Source organism: Planococcus sp. A6 (assembly GCF_028823615.1).
In the GTDB taxonomy this organism is placed as follows: domain Bacteria; phylum Bacillota; class Bacilli; order Bacillales_A; family Planococcaceae; genus Planococcus.
Genome location: NZ_JAPEHT010000087.1, coordinates 1 through 13836, shown reverse-complemented (window position 1 = coordinate 13836; position 13836 = coordinate 1). Strand labels below are relative to the sequence as shown.

Sequence of the window (13836 nt, the reverse complement as noted above, 5' to 3'; positions counted from 1 at the left end):
GCTTTTTTGGTTATTTTAAGATGAATAACTTTCGATCAAGCGCCGCGCCACATTCAAGCCGCTCAACGTAACCATCGGAGAGCCGCCACCGGGGTGGACGCTTCCGCCGACAAAGAACAGCCCCTTGATGTCGCGGCTTGCATTCGATGGACGCAAAAAGGCGTCTTTAGGGTGATTGGATGACGGCCCGTACAAAGCCCCGCGATGAGAACCGAACGTATCGCGGATGAATTCAGGAGTGAAGATCCGTTCTTCTTGCAGGTGGTCGCGTATTTTTATTCCATAATATTCCAATGAATCATAAATTCGTTCTTTGTATAGCTGCGGGTCAATCTGTAAATCGCCTTGCGCTGTCAGGGCAGGGGCGTTGACGAGAATGAACAAATTGTCCCCGGCCGGCGAGACGGACGGGTCTGAGTGGGAGGAATTGCTGATGTAGATGGTCGGCTCGCCGCTGTATTGCTTGTCGGCAAACAACTCACGGAACTCGCGCGGATAATCGGCTGAAAAGAAGACGTTATGATGCTTCAGTTCCGGTAAGCGGACATCAAGCCCTGCTGTGATGACAAAAGCAGAAATCGACGGCTCGAACCGGTCGCGCTTTGCATCCCGGAAAGACGGGCGCTCTGCTTCATCCACCAACTCAGGAAATGCCGACAATAAATCTCCGTTCAAGATGACCGCATCGGCGGCAATCCGTTCGCCATCCGCGAGCTCCACGCCGCATGCTTCGCCTTGTTCTGTCAAAATGCGGGTGACTGCTGTCTCGGGATGCATTTCCACGCCGCATTCCGCTGCGACCGCTGCAAAGCCCTGTGCAATCGATACGTTTCCGCCTTTTGCGTAAAAGACGCCTTGAGAAAGTTCAAGGTGAGCGATCATCGCAAACGTGGCAGGGGCTTTATAAGGTGATGACCCGATATAAGTAGCGTAGCGCCCGACTGCCTGGCGCAAGCCTTCGTGCTTGAAATAGCGGTTGAAAAAATGGTCCATCGATTCAAGCGGGCGCACCTTCAGCATGGCCACCCCGAGTGATGGGGACAGATAATCGCGGAATGACTGGAAGCTCAGCGGAAAGAAATACTGTTCGGATGACTTATACAAGCGGGCGACTTCAGCCAAGAATGCATCGTATTTACCGGCGGCAAAAGGGTCCAGCGTTTCGAGCTGGCGGATCATTTCGCCGCGGTCTGCCGTAAAGTCGATATGGCTGCCGTCTGAAAAATGGTTGCGCGTATGGACAGCGAGTTTTTCAAGTTGAAAATACTCATCAGGGTCGCGACCGGTCTGTTCGATGACCTCACGAAAGATATGCGGCATAGTAATTGTGTTTGGGCCAAAATCGAAACGGTAGCTGCCGAGTGCAACAGGCATCAGCTTGCCGCCGAAATGGCTATTTTTCTCGAATAGGCTGACGCGCAAGCCAGCGTTCGCGAGCGTAATCGCAGCAGACAAGCCGCCAAGCCCGCCCCCGACGATGGCGATATGTGGTCGTTTCATGAATAATGCCTGCCTTTCCATGTATAGGACTCATTTTTCAACGATTTTTTCATGGCCGTGAGCATGACTGCAAGCATGGCTGCTGCTTGCAGTGGAATGAGAAATGCCAAATACCAGCGCTGATTGGTTACCATGTCGACATACCAGCGCTGCAAAACAGTCAGCGCGTATGGCACGAGCCAGATCCAGTTGGCCGTCACAAAGCCGGCTGCGGCTAGAAATAGAGGAAAGATGTAAAAGACGCTGTAAAACAAGGTCAGAAGGATGGCGATCAATGGCGAACGCCCGATGCCAGTGTAGCTATTCTTCAAGAAACCTTCCCATACTTCCGCTGGCGTTTCATACATCCGGCATTTGACCGAAGCGGTGATATTGGCAAGTAGCACTTTATGGCCAGCTTGTTTCAAGGTGCGTGCAATATGTACATCCTCGACGAGTGAAGTGCGTACGGCTTCGTGTCCGCCGATCGACTCGTAAGCTTTTCGTTCAAATGCCATCCACATGCCATTTGCTGCGGTGGCTGCCGGGAATTTCGCGTAATTCGCCAGCGCTAACGGCAAGTGGAATAGAATGACGAAATGAAGCATAGGCACGAGTAATTTACTCAAGAACACCGGCACTTCAAAAGCAGGGAATCCGGACAACAGGGCAGCACGCCGTTTTTCCATCAAGCCGAGTGTCTGCCGCACCGCCTGCTTGCGGAAGCGGACATCGGCATCGACGAAGAATAAGTAATCGCCGGAAGCGTGTTTTTGCAATTGATGGCAGGCATGGACTTTGCCGATCCACCCGGCAGGCAGTTCGACGCCTTGCAGGACAGTGAAGCGCTTGTCGCCCGCAATTTCCCGGTCGAGTGCCGCTTGGGTGCCATCAGTCGACTGGTCATTCAAAAGGATGAATTCGGCTTTTTCCCAGTCGGTTTCTTTTAATGAACGGACAATCGTCGGCACGTTGCGCTCTTCGTTGCGCATCGGCACGAGAATGGACACGAGCGGTTCTGTTTTCATTAGTGGCTGTTTAGGCAGCGCCGGCAGGAACAGGCGATTGAAGACAATCCACAAGAAAAAGGCGATATGGATGACGATCAAAGCCGTGATCATGATTTGCGCCTCCTTTTCAGCATCTCCTGGAATTCTCCGTAATTTTCGTTTAGCACTTCTTTTTTTAATCGATCAAGCGCAGCGGTTTCCCGTTCCTGCAGCCATAAGGTCCGGTCGTGTCTTGTGCCGGCGGGGATGTCATCAAGTGTTAGGCTATCACCTTGGTCGATCCACACTTCGGGATGTTTGTCGCGGCGCATTGAATAATAAAAGCGTACCGGAACGAGCGGAATCTCCGGACATTTCTCCATCAAATACAGGACGCCTGTATGAAATTCCAGCGGGCGCGTCTCCAAATGATATTCATCGCCTTGCGGAAACAGGATGACTGTTTTGCCTTGTTTCAATAAATTCTCGGCATAGCGCAGCGAAGCCAAAATATCTTTCGGATTGCTGCGGTCGATTGAAAAGGCGCCGAGCCGTCGGAAAAAAGGAAATTCCTTCAGCCCGTGTTCGTGCATCATGATATGGACGTCCAAGTTCCAGACGCGCCGGTTTAAAAAGAAGAACAATAATCCGTCCCACCAGGAGCTGTGATTTGAAATGATCAGCGCCGGCCCTTTAGGCGGGCGGATGTTCCGGCCGTATAAATGGGAAAAAGAACGATGGATCGATGGCATTAAATACAGGGCGAATGCGCGTTCAAAGAGCGCTGATTTTTTCGCCTGGATCATTGCGGCCGCCTCTTCCATGCCAGGGCGACGATCGCTGCCGTCAGGACGGAGGTCAGGAAGGCTGCGAGCCATAATCCGTTGATCAACCCGAGCAGCACGAACAAGGCGATCATCAGCACATACAAGAGTGCCATCCGCTTCTCTGCCTGGCCGGCTGACACTTCAAGCCTTTGCTTTTTGAAGGCGGCATCGAGTATGAGGTGGAGAGTGAAGGCTACGATAAACCAGCCGGTGAAATTGGTCCACGGGATATCATAGTAGAAACCTGTATCTTCCCATAACCAATAGCCTTTCACTTTATAGGCGACCGGATCGATGATCAAGTCAATGATGACCGCTGCAATGCCTCCGGTGGCTGCATACAAAAAACCGCCGCCTGGTACGATCCAGCGGGCGATGACGTGGCTCGTCGCCATGACCATGAGCCAAGCGAAACCGATTGCGACCGGGACGCCGAAGACATTCGGGGCGAAGCGGTCGGTATAATCGTAAGAACCGAACAAGAAGCCGCTGTCGGCGCCAGCCCATTCAACGATGAAGGTCGAAAAGAAAATGAGTACGCCGATCGACCCGCCGATTGCAGGGCCGAATCGCCGCCATAAATAAAGGAAGCCGAGGGTTCCCGCAAGGATCAAGAAGAAGGCGTTGGCCCATTCCAGCCAAGATGGCAATAAATCAAAACCCAGCAAGATAACACCGCAGATATACCAAAAAATGAATAACTTAAAAATCCGATCTTCCCATTTCACGAGCAGCACCTCATCTAAATTAGTTATACAAATAGTGTACAACAATAGCTGGAAAAGGCGAAAGAAAAGGGCGAGGTGCTCTGTTAGCGAAATGGCGAAACTTTTTTGCATTGCGTTTTTTTGCTGTGACAGTTGGCATGGCGGTATATTTATGAGGAAAATGTCATAAACGCTAGCAGAATTTTCAGTAAAATATTGCAGGGAATCCTGCAAAAGTATATACTAAGTGACAAGCAACTAAGCGTGTTCTTGCGATGGGGGAATGAATATGCAGGATTTAATGCGAAATGTGTCAGCTTCTTATAAAGAATTCAGTTCCGGGCAAAAAAAGATTGCAGACCTCTTTTTCCGCGAACCGATTTTCATCGCTTTTTCTCCCGCATTGGAAGTGGGAAGGCGGGTGCAGGTCAGCGAGTCGACCGTCATCAGGTGGACACAGAAGCTCGGCTACAGAGGGTATACAGAGTTTCAGCATACGCTTCAACGTAAGCTGGCAGAGGAACGGCTGGACAATGCACAACAGGAACGACCTGTTACTACGGACCAGTCGTTTCTTGAAAACCTGCTCGATGCAGACATCACCAGCATCCTGAAGCTCAAGCAAACGATCAATGAAGAAAATTTATTGCAAGTGGTCGATCGCATCAGCAAATCTGGGCAGCGTTATGTCACAGGTAATTTCTTTGATTTCGGCTTAGCTGAATGGTTTGGCGGGTGGCTTGGCAGCGCGCTCGGAAATACAGCGATGATGCAGCCTGGAACTGCCGTTTACTATGGGCAGATGGCTGAGCTTGGGCCAAACGATACGGTCATCGCTTTCGCGTTTCCGCGCTATACGCGTACCTTGATGGGCACCTTGGAGCAAGCGAAACGCAAAGGTGCGGAAGTCATCGTCTTAACCGATAGTGAGGATTCACCGGCTGCGAAGAACGCTGATATCGTTCTGACCGTTTCCGTCAATGCGAATCTGAACATCGATTCCTACACAGCGGTCCATGCCTTACTGACTTCTGTCATGCGCTTTGTTTATGTCAAGGAACATGCAAAAGTGAAGGAAAAGCTCGCGCAGCTCGAAGCGGCTTACACGGACCAGGACATCTTCATATAATATCACCCATCGCAGGCACGTCCCGAATCGCTCCGGCGTTTTGGTCAAACATAAACGAAAAGGGGAGAGCAATATGAATAAAAAATTTACAACAGCAGGCGTAATTTTAACAGCAGGCATGCTTTTGGCAGCTTGTGGATCGGACGACTCAACCACCGGCTCGGAAGGATCAAGCGAAGGAGCGGCAGGAAGCGATTTGAACCTGGTAGAAGAAGGTAAGTTCACTACTGCTTCAAGTGGGTTGTACAAGCCGTTCAACTACGAGGAAGGCGGCGATTTGACCGGCTTCGATATCGAAATCGGCAATGCCATCGCAGAGGAAATGGGACTTGAACCAAATCCGATCACGACGCCTTGGGAAACGATCATCCAAGGATTGACGACCAACCGTTTCGATGCGATTTTGGGGTCGATGGCCATTACAGAAGAGCGTGAAGAACAAGTCGCCTTCTCGGATCCATACTATTACTCAGGCGGGGTTATCTTCGTGCGCGAAGGCAATACGGAAATCCAGTCGGAAGAAGACCTTGAAGGCGCGACAATCGGCGTCGTCGGGCAAAGTACGTATGATACGGCAGCACAAAAATACACAGATGATATCCAATACTATAATAGTGACGTTGTCGCTTTGCAGGATTTGACGGTTGAAGGCCGCTTGGATGCCGTTATCACGGCTGACGTCGTCGGCTTTGAAGCACAAAACGCAGGGCTTGAAATCGAAATGGTCGGCGACCCGCTTTGGATCGAGCAAGCAGCTGTCGCTGTACGCCCTGAAGATGAGGAATTGCTCGCTGCAATCAACGAAGCGTTAGCGGCAATCATCGAAGATGGAACTTACGCAGAGATTTCGGAAAAATGGTTCGGACGTGATCTCCTTGATGTCGATCTTGAAGGCGTCGAAATTCTCAATTAAACACAGCTGGGAATAGAAGGGAGATTCGACTATGTTTGAATTATTCGGGACAGTTTTTGAAGTATTTATGCGGACATATCCGGGCTTCCTTGAAGCTACAGTCGTTACGCTTCAGCTGACGGCGATTGGTGTCATTTTAGGGACAGTCATCGGCCTGGTATTTGCCTTAATGAAAATTTCTGGATCCAAGATTTTGCAGTGGATCGCCAATATCTACATTACAGTTATTCGCGGAACACCGTTGATCGTACAGATCATGTTCCTGTACTTCGGTATCGTGGAAATCTATACGATGTCGAATTTCTGGGCAGGCGCCATCGCACTCGGCGTCCATAACGGTGCCTACATTGCGGAGATTTTCCGCGGAGCCATCCAAGGCGTGGACCCAGGGCAGCGCGAAGCGAGTATGTCTCTCGGGATGAACCGCAAGCAGACGATGCAGCGAATCGTATTCCCACAGGCGCTTCGCCGTTCGATTCCACCGCTCGGCAACCAGTTCATCATCACGTTGAAAGATTCGTCGCTTGTCTATATTATCGGCGTTGCGGAGATTTTCTCCCTTGCCAACCGAGAAGCGGCACAATCATTCCAGCCATTTGAATCGTTCCTTGTCGTAGCGCTTTATTACCTGGTGCTCGTCATGATCTTCACGTACTTATTGCGCTGGTATGAAAACCGGCTTGATGTGGACAAAACCTAAGGAGGAGCAGTTATGATTATTGGAGAGAATATACACAAATCCTTTGGTGATCTCGAGGTGTTAAAGGGCGTGGATCTCCACGTCCAGCCCCAAGAGGTGGTTGTTCTGGTCGGGGTCAGCGGATCCGGCAAAAGTACGCTGCTCAGATGCTTTAACTTCCTGGAGATGATCAACGAAGGATCCATCACGATCGATGGCAAAAAAGTCGATCCGAAAAAAGACAATTTGACGAAGATCCGTGCCGAAGTCGGCATGGTCTTCCAGCATTTCAATCTTTTCCCGCATAAGACGGTGCTTGAGAATGTTATCGAAGCGCCTATTACGGTCAAGAAGATGAATAAGGAAAAAGCGAAAAAACTCGGCCTTGAACTATTGGAGAAAGTCGGCTTGAGCGACAAGGCGGATGTTTACCCGAGCAAATTATCAGGCGGACAGAAGCAACGCGTCGCCATCGCCCGTTCCCTTGCAATGGAGCCGAAAGTGATGCTCTTCGATGAGCCGACCTCAGCGCTTGACCCGGAACTTGTCGGTGAAGTGCTGCAGGTTATGAAGCAGCTCGCTGAAGAGGGCATGACGATGGTCGTCGTGACCCATGAGATGAAATTCGCCAAAGAAGTGGCGGATCGCATCATCATGATTGATCAAGGGACCATTATCGAATCCGCGGACCCGGAGAATTTCTTTGGAAACCCGCAGCATGAACGGACGCGCCAATTCATTCAATTGGTGGAATAAGCGTTTCGCGGTCCAGTAAACCAAGTATTATTTACAGCTAATCAAAAAACACCAGATCCGGTTCATCCGGATCTGGTTTTTATATTAAAGATTGATCGTGACCTCTGCTTTTTCACGCAGCTCTGCTACAAGCGTTTGAGTGGCTTCGTTTTCTTTTTGCATTTTGACTTGTTCTTCAAGGTCTGGTTTCAGTTCTTCAAAAGCAGGGAGTTCTTCTTCGCTGCCCATTTGTTCTTGCTGGGCTTTGAGTTGCTCATAGGCTGCTTCTAATTCTTCGTTGCTAGGGTCGGTATTTCCGGCGGATTCAGCGATCAGCTGGTCCACTTTCACTTGTGTTTCAATTTGGGACATGACTTCATCTTCGGCCATGCCCTGTTCATTCAAGGCCGTTAGGAACTCATCTTTCGACTCCAACCCATTTTGCTGTGCCAACTGTTCCAAAGTCTGATTCACTTCTTCATCGGAAGCGGTCAATTCTTGATTTTCAGCTTCCTGGATGAGCAATTTCTGGCCGACTAGGCTTTCAGCCAATTGATTTTTCAATTGATCCTGGTCGATTTCCTGGCCGGACATTTGTGCTTGCATGGCTGCTTGTTGGAACTGCCCTGTATAGGCTGCTTCAAATTCCTCTTTGCTGACTTCTTCGCCGTTCACTTCTGCCACGACGTCAGGGACGCCTTCCAAATCAGGCTCTGGCATTTCCGGTTGCCCGGCACTTTCCTCGCCGCTAGGGGCTTGTTCTTCAGTTTCAGGTTGCGCGTTTTCGTTTTCTGCGGATTCATCGGCACCGCCGCATGCTGACAATACAATGAGCGATGTACCAAGGGATAGGCCTAAAAACCATTTTTTAATCATTGTCATTCTCCTTCCAACGCATAATGTCCGGTAGTGTACCATAGCCCGGAATTCGATGGGAAGCGAGACCCCTCGTGAGCATGACGGTGTAAATTAATAAGACAGAAATACCTATTCTTTTTACTAATGACGTTTCCAACCTTCAAAAGAGGATAAAGACTATTAATAGAGAGAATTCGAGGAGGAGACGGCATGAAAATAGCGGAAATAATGACAATTGATGTAGAGACTTGCCCGCCAACTGTAACAATCCAGGACATTGCCGCCAAGATGCGTGAAATTAATGTCGGGTCGATTCCGATTTGTGAAGAAGGAAGAATCGTCGGCATCGTCACGGACCGTGACATTGTCCTGCGAGGCATCGCCGAAGAGCTCGGAGCCGATGCGCCGATTTCAGAAATTTTCTCGGAAACCTTGATCACCGGAACGGAAGAGATGCTGGTTGAGGAGGCGGCTTCGTTGATGGCGAGGCACCAAATCCGTCGATTGCCGATCGTGCGGCAAGAACAAGTCATCGGCATCGTCTCGCTCGGTGATATCGCCGTAAGAGGCAAAGCGCAGCGTGAAGCGGAAACAGCGTTCGAAAAAGTTTCAGAACCGGCCAAGCCGCGCCGTTGAGCAGAACAGGAGGCTTGAAATGGAAACGAAAGAAACCCCGAATGTATTGGATGAGAAAGTAAAGAATAGTGCCGCTGTGCTGCAGATGGCCAATGCCAAAGTCATGAACATTCAATTGCGGAAAGGTGAAGCCATCCCGGAGCATCATGCAGATGCAGAAGTGGTCATCGTTGTACGGAAAGGGCGTGTGCAGTTCACATCGGAAGGCGAAACGGTTGAGGCGACGCCGGAAAACGTCCTGCATCTCGCCCCGATGGAAAAGCACCAGCTATTGGCAGCGGAGGACAGCGATTTATTGGTCTTTCAAATTAAAGCGTAAAAAACCTCTCGAGTTTAGGCTCGAGAGGTTTTTTTACCATTCTACTTGTTCAGGGTATTCTGCCTGGATTCCGATTTCGTGGATCGGCCGTTTTTCAGGAGTCGCTGCGTTGATGACTTGTTTGCGGAACGCCTGATACTCGGGATCCTGGAGCGTGAGTTTCATGGCGATGGCGGAAAGGCTTTTTTCGCGTTGCTGTTTGGTCATGCCGATGTATTTCAAGTTCAACAGGTCCACATACTGGATGGCGTAATCGTTGACCGACGGCGATTTGCGGAATGCATCCAGGATTGCTGCGTATTCTTCACCCGGCACGTGGCCTTGCAGGCATTCGAGGACGAGTGCCTGGAATTTCGCAATCACCGGCGCGTAGGTGTCAGCCAGCAAGTCGCCGCGTTTGTCCGCATATAGCCGGACGAAATCACGGAGTGCATAAGCTGCATACAAAAGCTCTGGCCATAGCACTTCCACCGAGAAATAAATATTCTTGTCGGGTGCGATGAAGCCGTGTTGTTTTTTCGTATGCTCATGCAAGCCATTGAAGACGAATTCGACATTGCGGTCGCCTTGTGCGGCGTGGCGAATTTCGTATGAGACGCCTAGTATCCGCATGCGCGATCCTTCATAGCCATGGTATTCGCCTTCTTTGCCGATGACTTTGTAGATGGCTTGGTTCAGTTCATCCAAATCGAAATAATCTCCGCTGATCTTGACGCCTGTATGGTTCGGCGTCGTTTTCATGCTTAGCATAAAATGCCTCCTTAGCGTTTCGGTTGATAATCAAGCTGGCGGAACAATTCCTGTTTCTCTTCTTCTGTCAGGTCGCGCCATTCACCGGCCTTCAAATTGCCGAGGCGGATGTTCATGATACGGATGCGCTGCAGGCGTTTCACGTCGTAGCCGAGCGCTGAACACATGCGCCGGATCTGCCGGTTGAGCCCTTGTTGCAAGGTCAATTTGAATACATGTTTGGCGATCCGTTCGGCTTTGGCGGGAAGCGTCACGGTGTCGAGAATCTCGACGCCGCTTTCCATCTTCTCCAAGAATTCATCGGTGACCGGTTTATCGACCGTCACGATGTATTCTTTTTCATGTTCGTGCTCAGCCCGGAGGATTTCATTGACGATATCACCGTCATTGGTCATGAGGATGAGCCCTTCTGAATCTTTATCGAGCCTCCCTACGTGGAAGATGCGTTCAGGATGGTTGATGAAGTCGACAATATTGCCTTCGATATGGCGTTCGGTCGTGCTGGTGATGCCGACCGGTTTATTGAGCGCCAAGTAAACGTAAGCGCGCTTCGGCTGCTGGATCACTTTGCCGTCGACGCGAACTTCGTCTTGGTGTTCGACTTTGCTGCCGAGCTCCGCTTTTTGGCCGTTGATCTCGACGCGTCCGGCTTCGATGAATTTATCCGCCCCGCGCCGCGAAGTGATGCCTGTTTCACTGAGGAATTTATTGATTCGCATAAAAAAATCCTTTCGGTTGTATATTTCCACTGTCTGGTCCCATTATACTCCAGATGGCCCTTATAAGAAAAAAATTTGTAGGCTAACAGTTGCAATTTTCCGATTTATTTGACAATATATAGAGGCGAGCCCTGAAATAAATGGTGCGCCAAACGAAAATTGAAAGCGTATACATAATGGGGCTAAACCAAGCAAAGGGGAGATGGAGTAATGGTATATGCAGTTCCAAACACAGATGGTGCAAAAGTGAATTTCAAAGAGCAATACGATAATTATATAAACGGTGCCTGGCAGGCGCCGAAAAACGGCCAGTATTTTGAAAACCTATCGCCAGTAAACGGCAAAGTGTTCACGAAAGTGGCGCGTTCAAGTGCAGAAGACGTTGAGTCGGCGCTGGACGCTGCGCACGCTGCGAGAGAAGCCTGGGGGAAAACATCCACGACTGAACGCGGCAACATCCTCTTGAAGATTGCCGACCGCATGGAAGAGAACTTGGAAATGCTGGCGGTAGCTGAAACGTGGGACAACGGGAAAGCGGTCCGCGAGACTTTAAACGCTGATATGCCGCTTGCAATCGACCATTTCCGTTATTTTGCCGGTGCGATTCGCGCGCAGGAAGGCGGCATCAGCCAAATCGATAACGATACGGTCGCTTATCACTTCCATGAGCCACTAGGCGTGGTCGGCCAGATCATTCCTTGGAACTTCCCGCTTCTCATGGCGGTATGGAAACTCGCTCCAGCACTCGCAGCAGGAAACTGCGTCGTCTTGAAGCCGGCTGAACAAACACCAGTCAGCATCCTGGTGTGGGCTGAATTGGTCGGCGATTTGCTGCCTCCAGGCGTCCTGAATATCGTCAACGGATTCGGGATTGAAACAGGCAAGCCGCTTGCATCGAGCCCGCGTATCAGCAAAATAGCTTTTACCGGTGAGACGACGACTGGCCGCATGATCATGCAATACGCGTCGCAAAACCTGATTCCGGTGACGCTCGAACTGGGCGGAAAATCACCGAACATCTTCTTCAAGGATGTCATGGACCAGGACGATGCATTCCTTGATAAAGCGGTGGAAGGCTTCGTCATGTTCGCATTGAACCAAGGCGAAGTATGTACATGCCCATCCCGTGCATTGATTCAAGAAGACATTTATGAGGAATTCATGAAACGTGCCATCAAGCGCGTGGAAGAAATCAAGACCGGCAATCCGCTGGATCCGGCGACGATGATGGGAGCACAGGCCTCCACGGAGCAATTGGAGAAAATCCAATCCTATCTTGAAATCGGCAAGCAGGAAGGTGCAGAAGTGCTGGCAGGCGGAGACCGCAACCGTTTGGAAGGCGATCTTTCAGAAGGCTTCTATATCCAGCCGACCGTCTTCAAAGGCGACAACAAAATGCGTATTTTCCAGGAAGAGATTTTCGGACCGGTACTCGCAGTCGCTACATTCAAGACAAAAGAAGAAGCCATGGAAATCGCCAACGACACGCTTTACGGCCTTGGGGCAGGCATCTGGACACGCGACACGAATACGGCTTACCGTTTCGGCCGCGGCATTCAAGCTGGCCGTGTATGGACAAACTGTTACCACCAGTATCCTGCACATGCAGCGTTCGGCGGCTACAAGATGTCCGGGTTCGGGCGTGAAAACCATTTGATGATGCTCAGCCATTACCAAAACACGAAGAACATGCTCGTCAGCTACAGCGAAGACAAGCTCGGATTCTTCTGATCAGAAAGAAGGGCTAGCCATGACAGAACGGGTAATCGCCACTGACGCCGCCTTGGAGCTAATCAATACCTTGAAGGAAAAGCACGGGCCATTGATGTTTCATCAATCGGGAGGCTGCTGCGACGGCAGTTCTCCGATGTGCTATCCAAAAGGTGATTTGATGGTTGGCGACCAGGACGTATTGATGGGTGTCATCGGCGACAGCGAGTTTTATATGCATAAGAGCCAGTTTGACTATTGGAGCCATACGCAATTGATCATCGATGCCGTGCCTGGGCGCGGCGGGATGTTCTCGCTTGAAGGGGCAGAAGGACAGCGATTCTTGACCCGCTCACGCGTCTTCACGGCAGAAGAAAACGAAGAACTGCAAAATCAATAATAAGAGGAATTCCCGGATGCTCGGCATCCGGGAATTTTTTTATGTAAGCACTGGAAAGTTGAAGGAATCAAAGATGCAAAAAGGCGTTCATAGAGGCATTTTAAGCATTCTTGAAGAGGGGGAATCGTGGAAAAACAAGCACGAAAATGGTATAATAGCAGAATGAAAGGTGGTCATCCATGTGACGAATTTAGCTAACCGGGTATCCCATGAACAAGCAAATCACGCGATTTCCTGCGCCGCACACTCTCTCGTAACGGAAGGGTTTGATGTGACCCATGAAGACCGGAACTTTGTCCGCTCTGTCCTGACCGGAGAACGGACGGAAGCTCAATTCCACCAGGCCATCAAAGCACGCTTCGATGTCTAAATACCAGCATACGTCGATGTATTGCTACCCAGGAACCGATGTGCTGGTGAATGCATTCGATATCCGGGACGAAGACAAGCTGAAGGAATTGGAAACGGTCTACGCGCTTTACCGCTTGTCGGAACTGCAATTAAAAAAGCCGAAAGACCCAACAGATCTCAAGGTGTTTCTCGATATCCACCACTGCCTGCTGCAGGACGTCTACCCCTTTGCCGGCAAGCTGCGCGAGGAAATGACGTCCAAAGGAAGTTCGACATTCGCTCATCCCAAACACTTGGCTAGCCAGCTGAAGCAACTTTTCGATGAATTGGCTGAAGAGGCTTATCTGAAGGGGTTGAGCAAAGACGTTTTTATTCAGCGACTCGCCCATTATTTGGCCGAATTGAATGCGCTCCATCCTTTCCGTGAAGGCAATGGCAGGGCAGTACGGGAATTCGCCCGCCAGCTGGCATTGAATGCCGGCTACCTGTTGGATTGGGCGAAGATTGAAGAACCTGCCCATATCATTAACGCATTTGTGGACTCTTTTAATAAAGACAATGAACGTTTGGAAGTTTTATTGAGTGAAGTTATCAGTTGAATGTGCCAACTGGGTGCATCTCGACAGAAAAATAGG

At 50.2% G+C, this 13836-nt stretch carries 17 protein-coding genes; 10 read left to right on the top strand and 7 right to left on the bottom strand.

What is annotated here, in order from left to right; genetic code table 11:
• Positions 1–15: 15 nt before the first annotated feature.
• From ON064_RS12845 to ON064_RS12830, 4 genes are read right to left on the bottom strand one after another with little or no spacing between them, the layout of a single operon-like run.
• Positions 16–1500: a phytoene desaturase family protein gene (locus ON064_RS12845; RefSeq protein WP_274625074.1), complete on the bottom strand. Its 1485-nt coding sequence runs from the start codon at positions 1498–1500 to the stop codon at positions 16–18.
• Entirely contained in the window at positions 1497–2600 is a 1104-nt protein-coding gene (locus tag ON064_RS12840; RefSeq protein ID WP_274625073.1) for a glycosyltransferase family 2 protein, read from the bottom strand. Before ON064_RS12840 ends, ON064_RS12845 begins: the two co-directional genes overlap by 4 nt.
• Positions 2597–3274: a lysophospholipid acyltransferase family protein gene (locus tag ON064_RS12835; RefSeq protein WP_274625072.1), complete on the bottom strand. Its 678-nt coding sequence runs from the start codon at positions 3272–3274 to the stop codon at positions 2597–2599. Before ON064_RS12835 ends, ON064_RS12840 begins: the two co-directional genes overlap by 4 nt.
• On the bottom strand, positions 3271–4023 hold the full coding sequence (locus ON064_RS12830) for a carotenoid biosynthesis protein (RefSeq protein ID WP_274625071.1): 753 nt from the start codon (positions 4021–4023) through the stop codon (positions 3271–3273). Before ON064_RS12830 ends, ON064_RS12835 begins: the two co-directional genes overlap by 4 nt.
• 268 nt (positions 4024–4291) lie before the next feature.
• On the opposite strand from ON064_RS12830, the gene ON064_RS12825 reads away from it, so the two are divergent.
• The 4 genes from ON064_RS12825 to ON064_RS12810 all read left to right on the top strand — a co-directional run bounded on the left by ON064_RS12825 (position 4292) and on the right by ON064_RS12810 (position 7479).
• The gene (locus ON064_RS12825; RefSeq protein WP_274625070.1) at positions 4292–5131 is read left to right on the top strand and encodes a MurR/RpiR family transcriptional regulator; all 840 of its coding nucleotides are present in this window, start codon (positions 4292–4294) and stop codon (positions 5129–5131) included.
• Positions 5132–5204: 73 nt separating this feature from the next.
• Positions 5205–6044, top strand: coding sequence for a transporter substrate-binding domain-containing protein (locus tag ON064_RS12820; RefSeq protein ID WP_121298766.1), 840 nt, complete (start codon positions 5205–5207; stop codon positions 6042–6044).
• A 31-nt stretch (positions 6045–6075) separates the two neighbouring features.
• Positions 6076–6744 (top strand): amino acid ABC transporter permease, encoded by a 669-nt coding sequence (locus ON064_RS12815; RefSeq protein ID WP_121298764.1) that lies wholly within the window; start codon positions 6076–6078, stop codon positions 6742–6744.
• A 12-nt stretch (positions 6745–6756) separates the two neighbouring features.
• Positions 6757–7479, top strand: coding sequence for an amino acid ABC transporter ATP-binding protein (locus ON064_RS12810; protein WP_121298762.1), 723 nt, complete (start codon positions 6757–6759; stop codon positions 7477–7479).
• An 84-nt stretch (positions 7480–7563) separates the two neighbouring features.
• On the opposite strand, the gene ON064_RS12805 is transcribed toward ON064_RS12810, so the two are convergent.
• Positions 7564–8334 carry a SurA N-terminal domain-containing protein gene (locus tag ON064_RS12805; RefSeq protein ID WP_274625069.1) on the bottom strand — a complete coding sequence of 257 codons (771 nt, stop codon included), beginning with the start codon at positions 8332–8334 and terminating at the stop codon, positions 7564–7566.
• Between the two features lie 192 nt (positions 8335–8526).
• Between ON064_RS12805 and ON064_RS12800 the strand changes: the two genes are divergently transcribed.
• Together ON064_RS12800 and ON064_RS12795 are read left to right on the top strand one after the other, a co-directional pair.
• Positions 8527–8952: a CBS domain-containing protein gene (locus ON064_RS12800; protein ID WP_274625068.1), complete on the top strand. Its 426-nt coding sequence runs from the start codon at positions 8527–8529 to the stop codon at positions 8950–8952.
• 19 nt (positions 8953–8971) lie between these two features.
• On the top strand, positions 8972–9271 hold the full coding sequence (locus ON064_RS12795) for an AraC family ligand binding domain-containing protein (protein ID WP_274625067.1): 300 nt from the start codon (positions 8972–8974) through the stop codon (positions 9269–9271).
• A gap of 33 nt (positions 9272–9304) precedes the next feature.
• On the opposite strand, the gene ON064_RS12790 is transcribed toward ON064_RS12795, so the two are convergent.
• Both ON064_RS12790 and rluF read right to left on the bottom strand, forming a co-directional pair.
• Positions 9305–10021: a DUF6904 family protein gene (locus ON064_RS12790; RefSeq protein WP_274625066.1), complete on the bottom strand. Its 717-nt coding sequence runs from the start codon at positions 10019–10021 to the stop codon at positions 9305–9307.
• Positions 10022–10032: 11 nt separating this feature from the next.
• Positions 10033–10740, bottom strand: a complete 708-nt coding sequence (gene rluF / locus ON064_RS12785) for a 23S rRNA pseudouridine(2604) synthase RluF (protein ID WP_274625065.1) — start codon at positions 10738–10740, stop codon at positions 10033–10035.
• A gap of 210 nt (positions 10741–10950) precedes the next feature.
• Here rluF and adh point away from each other — a divergent pair, with 210 nt between their 5' ends.
• From adh to ON064_RS12765, 4 genes are all read left to right on the top strand, one after another.
• A complete protein-coding gene (gene adh, locus ON064_RS12780) occupies positions 10951–12471 on the top strand; it encodes an aldehyde dehydrogenase (protein WP_274625064.1) in 1521 nt (506 codons plus the stop codon).
• 19 nt (positions 12472–12490) lie between these two features.
• Entirely contained in the window at positions 12491–12850 is a 360-nt protein-coding gene (locus tag ON064_RS12775; protein WP_121298748.1) for a DUF779 domain-containing protein, read from the top strand.
• Between the two features lie 181 nt (positions 12851–13031).
• Positions 13032–13220, top strand: a complete 189-nt coding sequence (locus tag ON064_RS12770; protein ID WP_058382723.1) for a hypothetical protein — start codon at positions 13032–13034, stop codon at positions 13218–13220.
• Positions 13213–13800: a Fic/DOC family protein gene (locus ON064_RS12765; protein WP_274625063.1), complete on the top strand. Its 588-nt coding sequence runs from the start codon at positions 13213–13215 to the stop codon at positions 13798–13800. Before ON064_RS12770 ends, ON064_RS12765 begins: the two co-directional genes overlap by 8 nt.
• Positions 13801–13836: the final 36 nt, after the last annotated feature.